Consider the following 21,792-nt stretch of genomic DNA (forward strand, 5'->3'; position numbering starts at 1 on the left):
CGATAAGAAATAGATAGATAAAAACGGCGCAGTTGGTCACTACCACTGCGCCGAGCTTGTTGCACTACCCTAAATCCCGTAGTATCGCCGTTTCTGTCCATAATTTAATCAAACAAAAATGCCCAAATTTCCCGCATGCCTTCTGGCCTGGGTGCTCTGCAGCCTGTCTGCACTAGCGCTGGCCCAGGGCTATGAGCAGCTTTACAGCGATTACCGCGGCAGTCTTTATCAAATTCGCCTAATTGAAAAATCTTCCAACTCCAAAGCAGGTCTCGGTTCGGGGTTCCAAATTTCCGCCGATGGATTACTCGCCACTAACTACCATGTAGTCGCTCAGGCCGTCAGTGATCCCGAAAAATACACATTGGAGTACCTATCCACTGACGGCATCAAAGGTACACTGGAGCTACTGGATATCGACGTGGTGAACGACCTGGCCCTGCTGCGCCAGGACAATCCCGGCAAGGAGTATCTTCAACTTGCCACCGACACCCCCAAGAAGGGCGAAACCATTGTTTCCCTCGGCAATCCTTTGGATCTGGGTATGACACTGATTCCCGGTACCTACAACGGGATTGCCGGCGGCAGTTTTTACGATCGTATCCACTTTGCCGGCTCCATCAACCCCGGAATGAGTGGCGGCCCAGCAATCAATACCCGCGGCCAAGTAGTAGGCATTAATGTTGCCACTGCTGGAAACCAAGTGAGTTTCCTGGTGCCAGTAGACAAGCTTTCCACGCTAGTACAGCACTTCCACCAGCGCGATGAAGCCCTGGACTTAAAGGCTGTCACCTACCAGCAGCTTATCGACAACCAGCAGCGAATTATCGACTCGATACTGCAGGCCGACTGGAAGCGCCGCTCACTTGGTGACGCTAAGGTAGTTGGGGAGATCGTGCCGGCCATTAAGTGTTGGGGCAATACCCTGGACGATGATGAAAGCCCCATTAAACGCATCGATAAAGGCTGCACTGGGCAAGATGTTATTTTCCTTTCTGACGAGTTCAACACTGGCAGAGTGGAGTATGAATTTTTCTGGCTGGAGGCAGACAATTTGTTGCCCGCTCGTTTTTACGCCGAATATGAACAACAGATGAGCACATTTTATCCAGGCAATAGTGCTGGTGAAGAAGATGTAACCAATTATCGGTGTCACCAGGGCTTTACCTCCCAACCACGTACTGGCGATGTCCCAGTGTCAAAACCAGATCGCAGTAAAAAACCACTGATTGCACGCACCAGTTATTGTGTAAGGCGCTATAAAGACTTCCCTGATTTATATGACATCTTCTTCCTGAGCCTCAGTGTGGACCAGAAAAACCGCGCACTGGTCAGCCACTTTACCCTCTCCGGTTTTACCCAGGAGTCCGCCGACGCCTTTACCGAGAAGTTCACAAGCGAGATCCAATGGCACTGATTATTGAAGAACTCAACCGTGCCCACCGGGTGCAGATGCGTTACCGCATGGATGGGGAAAAATTCACTCTGGGCCGCGCTTTCAGTAACGATGCTATCCTTGAGGATATTCATGCCGATGGCCGCCACGCTGAAATACGCCACGAAGAGGACGGCAGTTACACTCTGCACGACCTGAATTCTATTAATGGCAGCCAACTGCTGGGCAACCTCCAGGACAAGTCGGTCAAGCCAGGCGAAATCTCCTCACACCAAATCACCTCAGGGGACTTAGTGCAGTGTGGAAAATCTCGGCTGCGCCTGTTCCATTCTGATGCTGCTGTGCCAGAAGCTGCGCCGTTGCACTCTCTGGAAAGTTTTTTCTCAGGGCTGTCTCGCCCATTAAACGCCATACTGCTGGTATTGGCAGTGGCTTGTTCCACGGTTCTGCTCAGTTACGTCAACTATGCGCGCACCTATGAATGGACAATTGCTGTCAATATATTGGCCAGCGCAATCATCGGCCTAGTCATTTACGCCGGTGCCTGGGCTTTTATCGGCCGGGTGGTAAAACATGAAACCCACTTCTTCGCCCACCTGTCTATCGCCGCTATCGGCGCTCTTAGCTATACCGTTTGGGAGTGGTTTGGCGGGGTGCTGAACTACAACTTCGCTATCGGCGATATGATGGAGGCTCTCGACTTCCTGGTGCTCGCAATCATACTGCCGGCCATGCTCTGGTGCGCCTGTTATCTGGCCACCAACCTTGGGCGCGGCTGGCGTTGGGCTGTAGCGCTAGTAATGCCCATCGGCTTTTTGGGCCTCAGCCTGATTGAAAGCCTCAGCAAGCTCAACGACTTCAGTGAAGCCCCGGAAATTTCCACCGAACTCAAGTACGATAATATGCTGCTGCGCAAACCGGTACCGATGCAGGAATTTATTGCCGGCTCACCGGCACTGTTTGATATTCCCATCGAGAAAGACGAGTCAGAAACGGGGAATAAGGACAGTTCTACTGCAGAAGACGCGGGCAGTAACATTGAGGTTGAGCAATGAACAAGTCGTTTTGGAGCCCTGGACTGGAAAAGCTGGAACCTTATACTCCAGGCGAACAAGCCAATAGCAAAAACCTGGTCAAACTCAATACAAATGAGAACCCCTACCCTGCCTCACCAGAGGCGCTCTCTCTGTTAGCCCAAGGCGATTTTGCTGATGCCCTGCGCCGCTACCCGGACCCGGAATCCTGTGAGCTGCGCGCAGCCATTGCCGAGCGCTACGATCTCAATGACAATCAAATATTTGTAGGCAATGGCTCCGATGAGGTTCTGGCGCTGAGTTTCTACAGTTTTTTCCGTCGTAGCGACCCCCTGCTATTCCCCGATATTACCTACAGTTTTTATCCGGTGTACTGCCAGCTTTTTGATATTGAACCCCGTACCATCCCTCTGCGCGCGGACTTCACCCTTGCGGTAGAGGACTTTGCCGGTAATGCCGGGGGCATCATTATCCCCAACCCCAATGCACCAACTGGCCGCTACCTGCCACTTGATCAAATCGAAGAACTGTTGCGCCTGCAATCAGAGCAGGTGGTGATTATTGACGAGGCCTATATCGATTTCGGCGGAGAAAGTGCGACTCGATTGATTGATCAACACCCTAATCTACTGGTGATCCACACCCTATCCAAGTCCTATGCCCTGGCCGGCTTGCGCCTCGGTTTTGCGATGGGACAGAAGCATTTGATTGAGGGGCTGCTTCGCGCCAAAAACTCCTTTAATTCCTATCCAATAGACGCCATTGCCCAACAGGTTGCAACCGCCGCTATACGCGACAGCGCCTGGCATGCAGATAACTGCGGCAAGGTCATCGCTACGCGCCAGCGCAGTGAGGAAGCCCTGCAAGAGCTGGGCTTCCAGGTCGTGTCCTCCAAGGCAAACTTCATCCTGGCAAAACCGCCGGAGCCTGGGGCTGAAACCCTATACTTGGCGCTGCGCGAGCGGAATATCCTGGTACGCTACTTCAACAAGCCCCGTATCAGCGAATACTTGAGAATTTCCATCGGCACAGATGATGAAATGGACCAGCTTATACGGAACTGCAAAGAGATACTTGCGTCACAGAGCTAGCAGGCAGCCTGTCTATACTCGTCGGGTCTGCTTGACTGCGGTCCGACTTCAGTGACTTACCGGTAATATGGGATCTATGTACTTTCCATCAACGTACCCCACTATCAAACACCCCAAGCTGATTGCCCGCGCCCTGGCTATTACCTCAATCGCTTTCAGTAGCATCGCCCAGGCCAACCCCTGGGAAGAGACTGAAAAGCCCAGCGCACAGGCTGCCTCTAGCATCGGTACCTACACCAATGGCTGCCTTGCCGGGGGAGAAACCCTGCCCTTGCGAGGTGAGGGTTACCAACTGGTGCGTACAGGCCGTGAACGCCATTTTGCACACCCGGATACTATCGCCTTCCTGAAAGACTTCTCGCAAAGCGTGGCGCAGAATGACCTGGGCAGAATACAGATTGGTGATATGTCCATGGCCCGCGGCGGCCCCTTTGGCAGCGGTGGACATAGCAGCCACCAAACTGGCCTGGATGTGGACATCTGGTACTCCCAGGATCAGCGCGCTGCTAAGCGGCCCCTAACGCAGTGGGAGCGCGATAATATCTCAGCTATTCCTCTGGCAGATGCAAAAGAGCACCGCCTGATTGAGGAAAACTGGGACGAACGAGTCCCCAAAATCCTACGCATGGCCGCCGAGGACCAGCGGGTGGAACGTATCTTTGTACACCCCACTATCAAGCGCCAGCTATGTGAAATTACCGGTAAAGATAATGAATGGCTGCGTAAGGTGCGCCCCTGGTGGGGGCACAATTATCACTTCCATGTGCGCCTGGCCTGCCCCAAGGGAAGCAGTAATTGTAAGCCCCAGGCACCGGTCCGCACAGATCCTTGCGGCAATGACCTGGACTGGTGGTTTAGCGACGAATTCTACGCAATACTTAGCGGCACTAAGCCCCAACCGACAAAGCCCAAACCGAAGACGATGCCACAACAATGCCAGCAGGTTTTATTGGCACCGCCGGCCGGCACCAAGACGGAATAACTCTATGATCAACACCTTGCTTATCTGCGGCGGAGGCGGCAGCGAGCACCAAGTGTCCCTACGAACCGCTGATTTCATTGAGGATCAGTTGGCCAAAGCTGATGACATCGCCCTCAAGCGGGTGGAGATGGATTCCAGCGGCTGCCTCACCGACAAGCAGGGCCGGGTTTACCATATCTTTTACGATCGCAAGATTCGCGATGAGAACGACAACGCCTGGGATGTGGATTACGTAATCCCCGCCATCCATGGCTACCCTGGGGAGACCGGTGACCTGCAATCGCAGTTGGAGATGTTCGGAATCCCTTACTTTGGATCTGCGCCCGAAGCGAGCAAAACCTGCTTTAACAAAATCAAGACCAAGATGTGGCTGAGTGCCCTGGGAATAGATAATACCCCTTACCTGTTCCTGCACAGCCTGGAAGAAAAGGAGTTGGAAAAAGCTCATGCGGCCCTTGAAAAGTGGGAAGCAATATTTGTAAAAGCTTCCAACCAGGGTTCCTCTGTCGGCTGCTTTAAAGTCACCCGCAAGGAGGAATTGGCGGCTGCAATAGAGAAAGCATTTACTCTTTCACCCTATGTGCTGATTGAAAAAGCCCTGGTAGCCAGGGAACTTGAAGTGGCTGTTTACACCTTTGAGGAAGAGCTAATCGCCACACTTCCCGGGGAGGTCCGTGCACCATCTGATACTTTTTACACCTATAAAGAAAAGTATGCAGCAGCCAGTCGCGCTGAAACCTTTATTGAGGCAGAAGGCCTAAATGAAGAACAATTGGCGTGGATTCATGAAGTTTCAGTACGCGCGTTTAAAGCTCTTAAGCTGAAAGACTTATCCCGCATCGATTTCTTTCTGACAGAGCAAGGCGAACTCTATCTCAATGAGGTGAATACATTCCCGGGAATGACTCCCAAATCCATGTTTCCAAAAATGATGGAAAATCATGGCCACAATTTTGCTGAGTATTTAACCGGCCTGATTCGCACCGCAGTCCCTGAGAAGAATGGGAAACCGCAGTAACCCCACACATCATATTATTAATAAAAGGAGGGACACCTTCTCCCTTCTTTTATTTCAGGCCTCTACAAAACACAACTAATGCAGTAGCCATCCCTGCTGCCTTCGCCGGGAAAATTGCCCTCGCAAGAATTCCATCTGGTCCCCGCGAATCCGTTCACTGTTGATCAGTGCCAGATACTCCGCCGCATTTGGACAAAATGGCAGTGCCAATAATTCCATTTCAATATCCTCCAACAAATGGTTGCCTTTATGCTGGTTACATCGTCGGCAGGCCGTCACAACATTCTCCCAAGAGTCAAAGCCGCCTCTCGATACCGGCATAACATGATCTCGAGTAAGCTCAACTGAATTGAAGATATTGCCGCAGTAGAGGCAAGTATGGGTATCGCGAAAAAACAAGGCCCGGTTTGTCAGCGGCGGTCGCCTACGCGGCCGCGCCATACGAGCACCTCCGCAAGCAATAATTGCTGCCAAATCCAAAGTGGAACGCTCACCGCTACAATTAAATCCACCGCGTACCCTCTGTACAATTCCACCGAGAGTCCAAGTAACCAAATCCCGTACATACAGACAGGAAGCTTCCTGCCAAGTGAGCCACTCCAATGGCTGACCTGCCAAATTTAGGCGTAAAATCCGCGCTTGCATAAATTCGACTCCCCACAATCAAAGAAATATACACTTTTAAGAAGTAACAAGTTATTAAGCGAGTACTTTGAAAAGCCGAAGCCATAAAAAGCAGACAGGGTTCAGCTTGAAAAGGGAGATTAGGCGCCAACGGTAATAAATAACGAGTGAGTACAGGAAGTTGAGCAGCCGACCAGTTCACCGACATGAAGACAGTTGCCCAGCAGCGCGATGATGCCAGGGGAAAAACGGGCACTGCTGATAGTAGATTACTGAATGCGCCACCCTCCGCCAGCCCGGGAAATTATGGCCGGCACCTCATCATTAAAGCGGATAAATATTACAAATTCCAGACAGCTAGAGGTCTTGCCTAAGACGTGTAAATTCCTTAAGAAATGCCAGAGCATGGTAATAGGCAAACCAATTACCAATTTAATTTGAATAGCATAGTGAGAGGAAAATTCGGCAGAGTAACTAAAACACCGCCCAGGCAATCCGGCCCGGGCGGTGCGTCTCACAGGATGGTGCCCATATCCCTAGGGCGAGCGGCGCAATCCATTTATCCTTTGCCGCAGAGGTGCAGTCCCTTGTGCGTCCCTGCCAGTTAATTATGGACATCAAGCGAGAAAAAAGTAGGGGCAATCTGCTGAAATTTGTGTAAGACATATCTCACAAAGTGAAATATTTCCTTCACAAAAGGAGGGGGAGACCCTGTAGGCGCGCTGTGGTAAAACAAGGGTCATTAGGTAAGCGCGGCCACTATAAACACCTTTATTTCAAGTGCAATCCAATTAGGGAAAATAACGTTGAAATATACGCTAATTTTTTTGCTTATCTTTATCGCCGTAGTTTCAGGCGCCCTATCCGCAGTTGCTTCAGGAATAAGTATTCCTTGGCGCCAACTTTTTGGTGGCATTAAAACTAACGAGCAGCAGGTTTTAAGTGGGCTCTCAAACGCTCAGGGATACAATCTTCAATTATTTGCCGACGATGTTCCCGGGGCGCGCTGGTTAGTGATCACCCGCTCGGGCGATATCCTCGTATCGCAACCAAAAAAGGGACAGGTATCCCTGCTATCCCCCGACCGTAACGGCGACGGACAAGCGGATGCCCAGCGCGTATTAATCGACAAATTGAACCGGCCTCACGGTCTTGCACTACATGAAAACTGGCTCTACATCGCAGAGAGCGATGCCGTTGGGCGGGTTCCATTCGACCATTCCGATGGGCGCCTGGCAGGAAGTTACCAAAGGATTATCAAAAACCTGGAGGACAGTGGACACTGGACTAAAACCATCGAAATGGGTCCAGATGGCTGGCTTTATCTAAGCAGCGGCTCCAGCTGCAATGTCTGTATCGAAAAAGACCCACGGCGCGCCACGATAATGCGTATGCGGCCCGATGGCAGTGAATTTAAAATCCTGGCCACTGGACTGCGCAATAGCGTTGGATTCGACTGGTCCCCCAAAGACGGCGGTCTCTACGCCACGGACAATGGCCGCGACTGGCTCGGCGACGACCTCCCGCCCGATGAACTCAACCTGATCCGGCCAGACAACTTCTATGGCTGGCCCTATGCCTATGGAGACCGGGTACCCGACCCAGATTTCATTAATGATGAAAACCCAACAGTAAAAGAGATGATCGCATCTTCAATTCCGCCGGTACACGAGTTTGCCGCGCATAATGCGCCATTAGGTATTCGCTTCCTGCGCAGCCCGGAACAACCGGAAGACTACCGGGGAGCAGCTCTCGTAGCCCTGCACGGCTCTTGGAATCGAAGCGTCAAAGACGGCTACAAAGTGGTATCCCTACACTGGGACGACAGTGGGGATATCTCCCAGCGGGATTTCCTCTGGGGGTTTCTCAGCGACGATCGCACAGAGGTTTCCGGCCGACCAGTGGCCATTGCCGAAGATAGCCAGGGCTCAATTTATATCACCGACGACTACGCTGGGGCGATTTACCGCCTATCTCCCGGCAACATGCTAAAATCTTCGGCTCCCTATCCACTAAAGGTCGCCAATAACATACCTAAAAAACCACTAGCTGTAGACTCCGACGCCGTTCGCGAAGGGAAAGCCCTCTACCAGAGTCACGAATGTGCCCATTGCCACCAGCAACAAGTGCCACTAAAAGAACTGAGTAAAAAATACACTTTGGAGACACTTGCCAGCTACTTCGATACACCGACACCCCCTATGCCTAGATATGACTTCAGCGATCAGCAGAAAAGAGCACTGGCCCATTACCTGCTATCCCTTGAAGCCCTGAGATAGCTCAGCTATAGGAAGTGAGCGCACTCTAATTGACCCTTGTCGCGCCAGCGGCTAAGGTTGCCCCGGAATTAAGAGGCGATGCTATGGCGGCAAAGAAAAAATCGGCAACTTTTGAAGAAAGCCTGGAGGCCCTGGAAGAATTGGTGGAACGCCTTGAGGCCGGAGACCTCCCTCTCGAGGAGGCCCTGGCCGACTTTGAACGTGGAGTAAAGCTCACCCGTGAGTGCCAGAAAAAACTGGCCAGTGCCGAGCAGAAGGTCAGACTGCTGATGGAAGAGAGCGGCAATATTCGCGAGATACCATTCGATACCGATGAATCCGCGGATGATGCCTGAGTGAGTAATAGAACCCCACCCGTGACACTGCAGGCCTTTCTCCGTGATGCGGCCACAAGGGTTGAAACAAGAATCCAGGAAACTCTCGAGCAACCTGTCCCCAATGCCGAAAAACTCTTTGAGGCTATGCGCTATGCGGCATTGGGCCCAGGCAAACGCCTGCGTCCGGCCCTGGTATATGCCTGCGCTAAGGCCTTCCATGGGGGAGACTTTGATCCAGCCAAATGTGATGTAACCGCGGCCGCTCTGGAGTGCATTCACGCCTATTCCCTGGTCCACGATGACTTGCCGGCAATGGATGACGACGATCTGCGCCGGGGCCGCCCCACCTGCCATATCGCCTTTGACGAAGCCACAGCTATCCTTGCCGGCGATGCACTTCAGACCCAGGCATTTGAACTGCTACTGGCAGACAACACCGAACCAGCACTCAAGTTGCAACTTTTACAGGAGTTGACAGCAGCTTCCGGCAGCCGGGGGATGGTCGCGGGCCAAGCCATCGACCTGGACTCTGTAAACAAAACCCTTACCCTGGAACAACTGGAACCAATGCACCGCCTGAAGACTGGCGCCCTTATCTGCGCCAGTGCACGGATGGGTGCTCTGCTCGGTGGCGCCGACAGTGTTCAGCTACAAACTATTACTCACTACGCCCAAGCCATTGGCCTGGCTTTCCAGGTGCAGGACGATATCCTCGATATCACTGCAGATACCGAGGTTTTGGGCAAGAACCAGGGTGCAGACGCCCTTCTAAACAAGCCCACTTATGTCTCTCTACTGGGAGTAAATGGCGCCCGTGAGAAGTTGCAGGGGCTGCACAAGCAGGCCCTGGACGCCCTGGCTACACTGCCTGGCGATACCTCATTACTGCAAGCGCTTGCCGATTATATCGTCCAGCGTAGCCACTAAGGTGGGGCGCCCGCCTCCCTTTGGGATGCAATATGCCCGTCACGGGCATACAATCCCCCTCACTATCATTATCTGTAGCCATTGATACGATTGATGCTCGAAGAAATTCCACGCACACGCCCTCATACGCCGCTGCTCGACGCCATCGACGAGCCAGCCCAATTGCGCACGCTTGATGAACGCCAACTGCCCGAACTCGCCAGTCAGCTACGCGAATACCTGCTGTATTGTGTCGGCCAGACAGGCGGCCATTTCGGCGCCGGCCTCGGCGTGGTGGAACTGACCATCGCCCTGCACTACATCTACAACACACCGGAAGACCGCCTGGTGTGGGATGTGGGCCACCAGACCTACCCACACAAGATTCTCACGGGTCGCCGCGAACAGATGCTCACCATGCGCCAGCAGGGCGGCCTATCAGGCTTTCCCAAGCGCAGCGAGAGCCCCTACGACACTTTCGGCGTTGGACATTCCAGTACCTCTATCGGCGCGGCCCTGGGTATGGCCCTGGGCTCCCCCGATGAGCGTAAAGTCGTAGCGGTTATCGGTGACGGCGCCATGACCGCAGGTATGGCCTTCGAGGCGCTCAATCACGCATCTCATACCGGTCGGGATATGTTGGTTGTTCTCAATGACAACAGTATGTCGATCTCGAAAAACGTCGGCGGACTGGCCACCTATTTTGCCAAGATCCTTGCCAGCAAGACCTACCTCAATATGCGCGAGGGCAGCCGCAAGATCCTGTCTGCGATACCCAAGGCCTGGCAGCTGGCACGACGTACAGAAGAGCATGTCAAGGGCATGATTACCCCTGGTACTCTTTTCGAGGAACTGGGGTTCAACTATGTAGGTCCGCTGGACGGCCACAATATGCACGATCTGGTGCACACCTTGCGCAACCTGCGCAGCCAGCCCGGTCCCCAGTTGCTGCATATAGCCACAACCAAGGGCAAAGGTTTTGGCCCGGCAGAGGCCGACCCTGTGGGATACCATGCACTGAACAAGCTTGAACCGGAGAGTAAAGTCCAGGTTGCAGTACCAGGCAAAAAGAAGCTGCCCAAATATCAGGATATCTTCGGCCAGTGGCTGTGTGACACTGCCGCCCAGGATGAGCGACTTATAGGCATTACCCCCGCCATGTGTGAGGGCTCCGGCATGGTGGAGTTTTCCAAACGTTTTCCGAAGCGCTTCCAAGACGTAGCCATTGCCGAGCAACACGCAGTTACTCTCGCCGCCGGCCTCGCCTGCGAGGACCAAAAACCGGTTGTGGCCATTTACTCCACCTTCCTGCAGCGCGGCTACGACCAAATGGTGCATGATGTTGCCATCCAAAACCTGGATGTCACCTTCGCCATCGACCGCGCCGGCCTTGTAGGTGAAGACGGCCCAACCCATGCAGGCAGCTTCGATCTGACTTTTATGCGCTGCCTGCCCTATCTCGCCATCGCAGCGCCCAGCGACGAAAACGAGTGCCGCCAGTTACTGTATACCGCCTACTGCCACAATGGCCCCGCCGCTGTGCGTTATCCTCGCGGTATCGGCATGGGCGCTACGATCGAAGAAGAAATGCAAGAGCTTCCCATCGGCAAGGGCCGTTTACTCCGCGAAGGCAGCGGCGTGGCAATATTAAATTTCGGTACCCTGCTCGCCCCCGCTATGGCAGCTGCGGAGCGCCTTGGCGCCACCCTCGCCGATATGCGCTGGGTCAAACCATTGGATGAGTCGCTCATTGATGAGCTGGCAGATAGCCACCAATTGCTGGTGACCATCGAGGAAAACACCATTGCCGGTGGAGCCGGCAGTGCGGTACTTGAGTATCTCAATGCCACTGCCAGGACCATGCCTGTATTGCAGTTGGGCCTACCAGACCAAATTATCGAGCACGGTAAGCATAAGGACCTACTCGCCGGAATCGGTCTTGATGCCGCCGGAATTGAAGAGCAGATACATCGCCGGCTGCAGATACTTAACCAACACAACTTCAAAGGCCGCACAGCAGCGGCTAACTAATCGGGTTCGTTCCAGGGGCCTCCCAAAGCCAACGAGCCGATAACTTCAGCAGTGTGCCCAGCTCTATCCAGGTACGCGGGCGCAACTGGGGCTTTTTCCTAGCCCTTTATTTCTATCAATTTCAGCTTGGATTCGGGGGAAAGATGTCGTTTTTTAAAAAAGCCCTTGTCACTTCTATAGGCCTGCTTGCCAGTTTCAGTGCTACCGCCATGGACCAGAAAGCTTTCAGAAAGGCCTTTAAAGCCCTTCCCTCTGAGAACGCCTCCGAACAGCTGGTAGCCCTGCAAGACTTGCGCTACCGGTGGATTATGGAGAGCTTTCCCAGCATGGCCACCTATGAAGGCTACCCCGGCCAGAATGCCCGCTGGGTGGACAATTCAAAGAGACGCATTGAAGTTCGTCAAGAACAGACCCGCCGCCTTTTAGGTGCTACTCGCAACCTAGATATCAGCGAGCTGTCCGAAAAACAACAACTCGACTACCAATTGCTTTACCAGGATTTGCTTGGCGAAGTAAAGGGCTTCCAGTTTCCTGAGCACCTACAGCCTGTGACCCACATGAGCGGTATCCAGCGTAGCGTGCCAGCAGTACTATCTAGTATGCCGCGCCGCTCGGTAGCCGATTACGAGGATATCCTGGCTCGCTTGGAGAAGTTGCCAACCCTGGTTGAGCAAACCCAGGAATTGATGCGTGAGGGGCTCAGGAGGGAAATTACTCCACCACAGATTACCCTGCGTGATTTACCGAGGCAGATCCGCGCCCTGATTCCAGCAACTCCGGAACAGAGCCCGCTGCTCAAGGTCTTCGCAGACATGCCAAAAGGCATTCCGGTTGCCAGGCAACAGAGCCTGCGCCAACGTGCCCTGGATATTTACAACAAGCAGTTAATACCGGTCTGGCGGCAAATAGCTGAATTTATCGAGCGTGAATACATCCCCGGCGCGCAGAAAAATATCGCTCTTAGCAGCCGCAATGACGGCCTGCGCTGGTACGCCTATGAGGTGGAGCAAAACACTACTACAGAACTAAGCCCTGAGGAAATTCACCGCATAGGCTTGGCCGAAGTGAAGCGTATCCGTGCAGAGATGCAGGCTGTCATGCAGAAGACTGGCTTCCAGGGAGATTTCAAGGCCTTTACCGAATTCCTGCGCACTGATCCCCGCTTTTACCACACCAGCCGTGAGGCCCTGTTGCGAGACTACCGGGATATTGCCAAACGCATCGATGGTGAGCTGCCCGCCCTGTTTGGCACCCTGCCCAGGCTGCCCTATGGAGTTAAACCCATTCCCAGCTACTCAGAGCAGTCACAGACCACAGCCTATTACCAGCCTGGCTCCAATGAGGCTGGCCGCGCAGGTATTTTCTTTGCCAACACCTACAACCTACCCAGCCGGCCCAAGTGGGAAATGGAGGCGCTGACAGTACACGAGGCAATGCCCGGCCACCACTTACAGATTGCCCTGGCCCAGGAGCAAAGTGATATTCACCCATTGCGACGCATGGCTCTCTATACCGCTTTTGTGGAAGGCTGGGGCCTCTACTCCGAGAGCCTCGGATATGACCTGGGTTTGTACAAAGATCCCTATAGCGAGTTTGGTGCACTGACTTACGATATGTGGCGCGCCGTGCGCCTAGTTGTAGACACGGGCATGCATCAGCTGGGCTGGAGCCGTGAGCAGGCTATTGAATACTTTATGGAGAACAGTGCCAAACCTCTGCACGATGTCACTGTGGAAATTGACCGCTACTTGGTCTGGCCCGGACAGGCACTGGCCTATAAATTAGGGCAATTAAAGATTAAAGAGCTGCGTGCAAAAGCCGAGGAAAGCCTCAACAGTAATTTTGATATCCGCAGTTTCCACGATGCCCTGCTAGGCGCTGGCGCGCTGCCACTCAATATCCTTGAGGAGCGTATGGACAACTGGCTGGAAAGCCAGACTTCAGTTTCTGTTCGCGCAGCTACACAACAAGTCGACCGGCCCGCTACCAGCTAATAATTTCTTGCGGCAGGCGATGTTCGCCCACCTATTTATCCTCGGCTTTCACTTACCTTCTGCGATGGACTCAATTTCCATTGCAGAAGGGTTTCCAATCGGTGAACAATCCCCACGACCTTGTCGTCACTTGGGGGGCATTGTTGCTATCCAAATCCAATCGCGATTGCTACAGCTTGTACGCCATGAGTACCTCATCGGCGCATTAATTTTTGCAGGAAAAGGGGAATGTGGGATGGCCAACGGCCTATGCTGGTTTGCCGCTTTAATCCGAGAAAGCTTCAAACTAACAAATAATGACCAAACCTTTTTACGCCTCACTACCACTCTACATTAATCCCTAAATAAAATGAGCGAGGCTCACCGGGAAAGTAACGGCCACCACTGAAACTACTAAAATCGGCGCGTTCCGCATAGGCCTTATCAGTGATGTTCAATAATCGCGCAGATAATTCGTATTGCTCCCATTGCCAAGCAAAATGAAGATTAAACAAATCATGCCCCGCATATCTATGGGCATTTTCAGGGTCGGTGAAATAACTTCCCTGATGTAACCACTCAAACTCAGCTGATACAAATGACTCAGGCGACCAGACCAGACGATAGCTACCGAAGGTTTTTGGCGCAGAGTCGACATAATTTCCGTCCAGCTCTATCCCCTGTATTTCCCTCTGGTCGTCGTAGCGATGTTGAGCATAGTTAGAAACTACCTTTAGCCGTAAACTTTCAGAAAGTTCATAGTCGACTGCCAACTCAAGCCCCCAATGTCTAGTTTCACCATCGGAATGATTAAAGTAGTCGACATCGCGGAAAATTACATTTTGCTTTTCCATCGCATACACTACCCACTCCAACGAAAAGGACTCACTCGCTTTCCTCAGACCTATTTCAAAGCTATTAATTTCCTCAGGGTCCAGCTCCACAACCGTTTGCTCCCGTTGCAGACGATATAATTCTGTCGCCTGGGGTACTCGATATCCCTGAGCAACTTGAGTAAACAATTGGAATTCATTATCTAACTGAAACAGAGCACCCAACTTGGGAGAAACATTGTTAAAACTATCTTTTCGATCAGCCGGACGACTAAAACGGCAGCCGCCGAAATCACAAGCCAGGCCGTTTTCATCGGTACGCCCAGCAAGCATTTTATTGTCGTAATCATAGCGGGCAGACTCAAATCTCACTCCGCCTGTTAGCCCTAATTTATCACTAATCTGCCAGGTTACTGACACATAGGGAGCTATATTCCAAGCTGTCACTTCGTAGTTATAATGCTTCCCCACCGGGATCGTCGCCTGAAGAAATTCAGATCCTTTGGTGGCACTCTCCTGCTCTTCTAAGAGGTACCCCTCGCTTAATTCTGTATCAACACCGGTAACCAGATTAAACCTGCCACTCAGATTCAGATAATAACTACTCCTTACCCCAATACTTTTTTGGCCATTTTCCTCCACAGGCTGGCCTGGCAAATAGTGCTGAAGAAAACGCATTCCAGTTTTGCGAAAGTACGGAGCCAAATGTAATTTGCTACCTTGATGCATAGGTATATCGATCAGGGAATACAGCCTTAGCGCGTAGGCATCTCGAAACGCTTCAGGGTTGGGGTTTGTACGGCTCAACCGGTGATCGCGATAAGCCACTTCGCCCTCTACATAACCAGCTGTCTCCTGGTTCAAGTTTGTCGCTACCAAGCGAGTTCGAACCCTGCTATCACCAATATGGCCAAAATACTGCAAGCTGGCTTTTTGTTGATCCAGTCCTGACTGGCTCCTATATCCGCCATCGGTCGTTAAATACAAGTCTGTACCGATCCCATCGCCCTCACTACTCAGGGGATGATCTATTGAAACACCCATCCGATAGTAGTCATGGGGCCCCACCTCCATATTAAGTGATCCGCCCTCACCCCAAACAGGGTCACGACTGACAACATTTATCAGCCCGTGCATTGCGTTAGAACCATAGAACGTACCAGCAGGCCCTCTGATGACTTCAATACGGCTTGCTGTCTCACTAAATGATTCAAATAGCTCATTAATATTACAAAAGCCATTTGCGCGCAGTGGAATGCCATCTTCTGCTGTCAGTAAACCACCACAAGCTCCGGCACCCGTCAGTACTGGGGAGCGCAAGGCGGGCAGATATTCCTGCCCATTTCCTCGGGCCAGATTTGCTCCGGGCACACTCGCCAAGCTTTGTTGGATATGGGTGTTACCAGCTTTCTTGAGCACATCATTGTCGACAACAGAAATACTCTCTACCCGCTCTGCAATGCCCTGATCATACCTGCCCGCTGTAACAACCAGGGTCTCTATCTTTGTCTCATTACCATACGAAAAGTCAGAGGGAAAACATAACCAGACAGACACAAAAAATAATGAGGCTCCTTTTATTCCATGGATCATTTTCAACTTGGTCAAACTCCCTATAACTGATTTTATTTTTATCGTCGGATACTTCCCTTCAAACCTGATTATATCGGAAATCGCAGCTGCTAAAGAAAAGTGTGATCTGCCGCTTAGCCTGTCCCAAGCCTCATAAAAAGCGTTTCCTCCATTCTCAGCTATATCTTTTCTATTGACCATCCAATGTGTTTATCAACAAGCAAGCGTCACAAGCGGCGCTGAAGTTGAAATCCCCAAAGCTATTTTTAAAGGAATATCATGGCCTGGTTCTACTTAATACTCGCTGGACTATGCGAAATTGGTTGGGTGCTGGGACTGAAAATTTCACAGGGAAGTAACACCCGCCTTCTGGGTGTGGTTATGGCTGTGGTATTTATTGGGGGCAGTGGATTTCTTCTGTGGCTGGCGCAGCGGGAGATACCTATTGGTACTTCCTATGCGGTCTGGACTGGAATTGGTGCCGCCGGAGCCTTTGCGGTAGGGGTGCTGTTCTTTGGAGACTCCACCAGCCTTGGACGCTATCTGGGAGTTTTGCTCATTATCGTAGGCGTTGTCACTTTAAAACTCTCTCATTAATTGAGAAGCACCCGGGAAAATTCCCGGGTGCCAGTTCTATTAATCTTCTGAATATTTGTGTTTACGCGCCTGGTTTTGCACAGATCGGTACATCTGGGATAGCGCTCTTTCCCCTGCCCGTTTCTGCGCCAGAGTTTGACCGTTACGGCTTAGTTCCTGTTGCAGTTTTTGCCAATTGCGCAAGCGCCGATCATCCAGCGAACCGTCAGTTATTGCCTCTTGTACCACACAGCCTGGCTCTGACTGGTGCTGGCAGTCAGAGAAGCGACACTCCCTGGCCAAGGCCTCAATATCGGAAAAAGTCTCCGCCACGCCATCTTCAACATGCACCAACCCCAGCTCCCGCATTCCAGGGCTATCGAGTAACAGCGCTCCCCAACTCAGGGAGTGAAGAGAGCGTTTCCGTGTAGTGTGGCGCCCTTTGCTATCGGCTTCGCGAATGGTCCCAGTCTCAGCCAGGGATTCGCCAGACAGCGCATTTAGCAAAGTGGACTTACCCACTCCAGAAGAACCTAACAGCGCGATAGTTTCCCCAGGTAAGCACCACTGGCGCAGCTGTGCCACGCTTTCTCGATCCAGGCTATTTACCATTGCAACAGGTAATTCACCGAATGGGCGCAATGCCTGAAGAAAAGGGGCAATATCTTCACACAGGTCGGCCTTAGTCAGTATCAGGTGTGGGCGGCAACCGGACTCCCGTGCCAGAGCCAAGTAGCGCTCAATACGTGAGAGGTTAAAGTCATCATTCAGGGACGAAACAATAAAAACACTATCGACATTGGCGGCGATCATCTGCACCTGATGCCCCCCAGCTGCCATGCGCTCAAACTGGCTGCTGCGGCTCAACAAACGCACGAAATATCCACTGCTCTTCTCTAACAACAGCCAATCCCCCACCGCCGGCAAATTAGCCACAAGACTCCCGGTTAGGGGAAGGGACACAGCCCCCTGCTCGCCGGCCAATTCCAGGCGACTGCGGTGTACAGCCATAATCCGCAGCGGTAAACACTGCTCGAGTTCTTCGAGCGTCAGCTGCTGTTGGAAAAAAGACTTCCAACCGAGTTTTTGTAGCAGAGAAGCTTCCCGCTCAATTTTGATAGATAGGGATTTAGTGCCGAATCTATTAACAGACCGGCGGGTAAAGTGAGATTTACTCAAGATTGAAACCCTCTGGGCGCAACAAAGCACCAAGCGACCGCAGATACGCGGCCAACAGAGCTTTCTCAGGGAAAGCCCGACGTCTAGGAATCTATCGCCGGGCGTGGGCAGGTGGAGGCTGCTACTGGACCCGACGGAGGGTTGCAACAATCATCAATCATCCTCCGCAGTCATTGAGTTCTGGATTCCGCCAAAGTACCTGGCGGGCTATGGGCAAATTAGCACTACCCGGGGATAGGAGCAAGGATAATCCCGGGAAGCCTTTTAGTAATTGCCCCGCCACAAAAAGCAAAGCCGGCAAAAGCCGGCCTTCGAATCCGATTACAGCGAGTGCATCACCTTTCTCGACTCACCATAACCCGATCAGTTGAGTATAGATCCGGCTTTTTCTTTCGCCATCGCGTTTACTCGAGAAGCATCTTCTCCTGCGGGTGTTTCCACCAAGTGACGAATTTATAAAGGTTTTATGACACCCCCAACCACCTCCCCCAGACCTCCACCTCCTCGGGGTGGGAGGCCGTCAATGCGTGACTGCGATTCAATACCAACTGAGAGAACCGCAACAAGTACAACAAAAAATGGGAAGCGCTATGCCAACAACAAAATTTACAGGGCCCGGCACAAGGGTGGGACTGATTCTGGGGGCAGTCTTCTGCTCCAACCAAATACCGGTTTGGGCATCTGACACACCAGATCCCACAGAGGTCAATATTCCCGGCAACCTACAAAGCCAACTGGGCTGCGATGGCGACTGGCAACCAGGTTGTGTCGCCACCCTGCTCAGCTATGACAGCGAAGACAACAAATGGCAAGGCAGCTTTTGGATACCCGCCGGCAACTGGGAGTACAAAGCCGCTCTCAACAACAGCTGGGATGAAAATTATGGATGGGGCGGCCAGCGGGACGGCGGTAATATTTCCCTTAGCCTGGATGAGGCCCGCGAAGTTAAATTTATCTACGACCACGAGACTCACTGGATCACCGACAACCACAGTAGCGTGGTCGCCGCTGTAGCCGGCAACTTCCAATCCCTGCTCGGGTGTCCGGGAGACTGGCAACCCAGTTGCCTGCGCAGCTGGATGCAGGATGCCGATGGAGATGGCACCTACACCTTTATCACCTCAGCGCTTCCTGCCGGTTCCTATGAATTCAAGGTAGCACTGCACGAAGGCTGGGAGGAGAGCTACGGCAACAATGGAGCCAACGTCAGCTTTACCGTGGTCGCCGATTACGACGAAATCTACTTTGCTTTTGACTCGAATAGTAAAGAAGTCACCGTCAGCAGTGACGGCTTCGCCAAGGGTGACCTGAGCAGCGATAAAGCTCACTGGGTGGATACCAGCAGCTTTGCCTGGGATATCCAGGTACAGGAAGGCACCAAGGTTAAATTGCACTACAGCAACAGCGCCGAGCTAAAACTGGAGGACGGTGATATCCGTTCCGATGGCACCATCGATCTCACCCCTCTCGCCACCCTGCCCGACAGCGCCCAACAAAAATTCCCGCACCTGGCCAGTTTCAGTGCCTGGCAATTGCCGGGGCAGGCTTCCACTAGTGATCTGGTAACCCAGCAACTCGCCCTCGCCGCTTACGATGCGGAGGGCACGTTACTGGATGCGACTGGTGTGCAGATGGCAGGCGCGCTCGATGATCGCTTCTACTACGACGGTGAACTCGGTGCCCGTGTCGGCGAGGAGAATATCCAGCTCGATCTTTGGGCTCCCACCGCACGGGTAGTAAAGCTGCACCTGTTTACAGACTCCAGCAGCGATAGCGCCGATCAGGTGGTATTCATGCTGCGCGATGAATCTACCGGGGTTTGGAGTGCCGATATCGATAAGCAGTGGGACCGCAGCTTTTACCTCTACGAAGTCGAGGTGTATTCCTACTTCAGCCGCCAGATTGAAACCAATCTGGTCACCGACCCCTACTCCCTGAGTCTCTCCATCAATAGCGGCAAAAGCCAGATCGTCAACCTGGATGACCGGGACCTGAAGCCGCGCGGTTGGGACCGCCTGCGCAAGCCCAAGTTAACCCAGCCGGAAGATATCAGTGTCTACGAGCTGCACGTACGCGATTTCAGTATTACAGATCAAACTATCCCCGAAGCAGAGCGCGGCACCTTCAGGGCTTTCACCCGCAAGCACAGCGACGGCATGCACCACCTCAATAAACTGGCCCGCGCCGGCCTCACCCATATCCACCTGCTGCCGGCCTTTGACTTTGCCACAGTCAATGAGGATCGCACGCAGCAGCAAACCCCGGACCTCTCAGACTACGCATCGGACAGCAGCGAGCAGCAAGCCCAGGTGGATTCTGTTCGCGATACCGATGGCTTTAACTGGGGCTACGATCCATTGCACTACACGGTCCCCGAAGGCAGCTATAGCAGCGCTCCCGATGGACCTGCGCGCATTCGCGAATTCCGTCAAATGGTGCAAGGGTTATCCCACTCCGGCCTGCGACTGGTGATGGACGTGGTTTACAACCACACCAGCTCCTATGGCCAATACGACAACTCCGTACTCGATAAAATCGTCCCCGGCTATTATCACCGCCGCAATCTGGAGGGCGGTGTGGAAATGAGCAGCTGCTGCGCAAATACCGCCAGTGAGCACGCCATGATGGAAAAGCTGATGATCGATTCCCTGGTCACCTGGGCCCGGTCCTACAAGGTGGACAGCTTCCGTTTCGATCTGATGGGACACCACAGCCTCGACAATATCCTCAATGCGCAAGCGGCATTGCAATCACTGACCCCGGCAGCCGATGGTGTCGATGGCAACGATATCTATCTGTACGGCGAAGGCTGGAATTTTGGCGAGGTGGCTGACGATGCTCGCTTTGTACAGGCCCGCCAGGGAAATATGGCCGGCAGCGGTGTCGGCACCTTTAACGATCGCCTGCGTGATTCCGTGCGTGGCGGCAACCCCTTCGGAGGCTTTGAGGAGCAGGGCTTTGGTACCGGTCTGTTCACCGACAGCAACGGTAAGTTTGAGGGAGAAGATGAGCGTGCCACACTGCTAACCCTGGCAGATAAAGTCCGCGTTTCCCTCGCCGGCAACCTGGCGGATTACCCTTTTGAAGATGCCAACGGCAATATCATTACCGGCAGCGAGCTGGTCTATAACGGCCAGCCCACCGGCTATACCGCCGACCCGCAGGAATCCATTAATTATATTGCCGCCCATGACAACGAGACGCTGTTCGACGGAGTTCAGATCAAAGCCAGCGACAGCGCCGACTTGGCTGAACGAGTGCGTATCCAGGCATTCAGTAATTCCCTGGTTCTGTTCGCCCAGGGAGTGCCGTTTATCCACGCAGGCCAGGATTTCCTGCGCTCAAAGTCGATGGATCGGGACAGTTACAACTCCGGTGACTGGTTTAATGCACTGGACTTCAGCCTCGCCACCGATAACTGGGGTGCGGGTTTGCCTATCGCCGATAAAAACGAAGATAACTGGTCCCTGATGCAACCTTTACTGGCAAACCCGGAATTGGCTCCCGAGCGCCGGCACCGCTTGTGGAGCTCCGCTCTATTCCGCGAGCAGCTGGCGATTCGCAACAGCTCTCCCCTGTTCCGCTTGTCTGATGCAGAGTCCGTAGAGGCACACCTCAATTTCCTCAACACCGGACCCGACCAGATTCCTGGACTGATTGTGATGGAGTTATCCGATTCCAGTGGCAGCATCGATCGCCGCTTTGAACGTATTGTGGTGCTGTTTAATGGCGATGACGAATCATTGGAATTTACCAGCGAAAACCTCATTGGTGAGTACCTGTTCAAGCACCCACGTCAGCGCCGCTCTGTAGACTCACGCCTGTACAAAGTGAAATTTGATAGGAGCAGCGGTACCTTTACCCTGCCCGGCCGTACTACCGCAGTATTTGTGCAGCCACGCAGTAGATATTAATTCTCCGTAAAATTAAAAAGGCCGGATTTTTTGGCCTTTTTTTGCATTTTTTAGAAACTATTTCCCG

General features: G+C 52.8%; 15 protein-coding genes. 12 read left to right on the forward strand and 3 right to left on the reverse strand.

The window, feature by feature from the left end; genetic code table 11:
- Positions 1–118 precede the first annotated feature (118 nt).
- From ACCI49_RS12325 to ACCI49_RS12345, 5 genes are all read left to right on the forward strand, one after another.
- Positions 119–1,417, forward strand: a complete 1,299-nt coding sequence (locus ACCI49_RS12325) for a S1C family serine protease (RefSeq protein WP_371839305.1) — start codon at positions 119–121, stop codon at positions 1,415–1,417.
- Positions 1,408–2,451 carry an FHA domain-containing protein gene (locus tag ACCI49_RS12330; protein ID WP_371839306.1) on the forward strand — a complete coding sequence of 348 codons (1,044 nt, stop codon included), beginning with the start codon at positions 1,408–1,410 and terminating at the stop codon, positions 2,449–2,451. Before ACCI49_RS12325 ends, ACCI49_RS12330 begins: the two co-directional genes overlap by 10 nt.
- Positions 2,448–3,521, forward strand: coding sequence for a histidinol-phosphate transaminase (gene hisC, locus ACCI49_RS12335; protein WP_371839307.1), 1,074 nt, complete (start codon positions 2,448–2,450; stop codon positions 3,519–3,521). Before ACCI49_RS12330 ends, hisC begins: the two co-directional genes overlap by 4 nt.
- 76 nt (positions 3,522–3,597) lie before the next feature.
- The gene (gene mepA / locus ACCI49_RS12340; RefSeq protein ID WP_371839309.1) at positions 3,598–4,503 is read left to right on the forward strand and encodes a penicillin-insensitive murein endopeptidase; all 906 of its coding nucleotides are present in this window, start codon (positions 3,598–3,600) and stop codon (positions 4,501–4,503) included.
- Positions 4,504–4,507: 4 nt separating this feature from the next.
- Entirely contained in the window at positions 4,508–5,521 is a 1,014-nt protein-coding gene (locus ACCI49_RS12345; RefSeq protein ID WP_371839311.1) for a D-alanine--D-alanine ligase, read from the forward strand.
- Between the two features lie 75 nt (positions 5,522–5,596).
- Here ACCI49_RS12345 and ACCI49_RS12350 read toward each other — a convergent pair whose 3' ends face one another.
- A complete protein-coding gene (locus tag ACCI49_RS12350; RefSeq protein WP_371839312.1) occupies positions 5,597–6,166 on the reverse strand; it encodes an HNH endonuclease in 570 nt (189 codons plus the stop codon).
- Between the two features lie 785 nt (positions 6,167–6,951).
- On the opposite strand from ACCI49_RS12350, the gene ACCI49_RS12355 reads away from it, so the two are divergent.
- From ACCI49_RS12355 to ACCI49_RS12375, 5 genes are all read left to right on the forward strand, one after another.
- On the forward strand, positions 6,952–8,424 hold the full coding sequence (locus ACCI49_RS12355; protein WP_371839313.1) for a DUF7133 domain-containing protein: 1,473 nt from the start codon (positions 6,952–6,954) through the stop codon (positions 8,422–8,424).
- A gap of 29 nt (positions 8,425–8,453) precedes the next feature.
- Positions 8,454–8,759, forward strand: coding sequence for an exodeoxyribonuclease VII small subunit (locus tag ACCI49_RS12360; protein WP_371839314.1), 306 nt, complete (start codon positions 8,454–8,456; stop codon positions 8,757–8,759).
- A complete protein-coding gene (locus ACCI49_RS12365; RefSeq protein WP_371839315.1) occupies positions 8,760–9,668 on the forward strand; it encodes a polyprenyl synthetase family protein in 909 nt (302 codons plus the stop codon).
- Between the two features lie 93 nt (positions 9,669–9,761).
- Positions 9,762–11,678 carry a 1-deoxy-D-xylulose-5-phosphate synthase gene (gene dxs, locus ACCI49_RS12370; protein WP_371839317.1) on the forward strand — a complete coding sequence of 639 codons (1,917 nt, stop codon included), beginning with the start codon at positions 9,762–9,764 and terminating at the stop codon, positions 11,676–11,678.
- A gap of 143 nt (positions 11,679–11,821) precedes the next feature.
- The gene (locus ACCI49_RS12375; RefSeq protein ID WP_371839318.1) at positions 11,822–13,672 is read left to right on the forward strand and encodes a DUF885 domain-containing protein; all 1,851 of its coding nucleotides are present in this window, start codon (positions 11,822–11,824) and stop codon (positions 13,670–13,672) included.
- Positions 13,673–13,992: 320 nt separating this feature from the next.
- Here ACCI49_RS12375 and ACCI49_RS12380 read toward each other — a convergent pair whose 3' ends face one another.
- A complete protein-coding gene (locus ACCI49_RS12380) occupies positions 13,993–16,041 on the reverse strand; it encodes a TonB-dependent receptor (RefSeq protein ID WP_371839319.1) in 2,049 nt (682 codons plus the stop codon).
- A gap of 294 nt (positions 16,042–16,335) precedes the next feature.
- Between ACCI49_RS12380 and ACCI49_RS12385 the strand changes: the two genes are divergently transcribed.
- Positions 16,336–16,653, forward strand: coding sequence for a DMT family transporter (locus ACCI49_RS12385; protein ID WP_371839320.1), 318 nt, complete (start codon positions 16,336–16,338; stop codon positions 16,651–16,653).
- Between the two features lie 39 nt (positions 16,654–16,692).
- On the opposite strand, the gene rsgA is transcribed toward ACCI49_RS12385, so the two are convergent.
- Positions 16,693–17,811: a ribosome small subunit-dependent GTPase A gene (rsgA, locus tag ACCI49_RS12390; protein ID WP_371839321.1), complete on the reverse strand. Its 1,119-nt coding sequence runs from the start codon at positions 17,809–17,811 to the stop codon at positions 16,693–16,695.
- A 590-nt stretch (positions 17,812–18,401) separates the two neighbouring features.
- Here rsgA and pulA point away from each other — a divergent pair.
- On the forward strand, positions 18,402–21,725 hold the full coding sequence (gene pulA / locus ACCI49_RS12395; RefSeq protein ID WP_371839322.1) for a pullulanase-type alpha-1,6-glucosidase: 3,324 nt from the start codon (positions 18,402–18,404) through the stop codon (positions 21,723–21,725).
- Positions 21,726–21,792 lie beyond the last annotated feature (67 nt).

Source organism: Microbulbifer epialgicus (assembly GCF_041447265.1).
GTDB classification, from domain to species: domain Bacteria; phylum Pseudomonadota; class Gammaproteobacteria; order Pseudomonadales; family Cellvibrionaceae; genus Microbulbifer; species Microbulbifer epialgicus.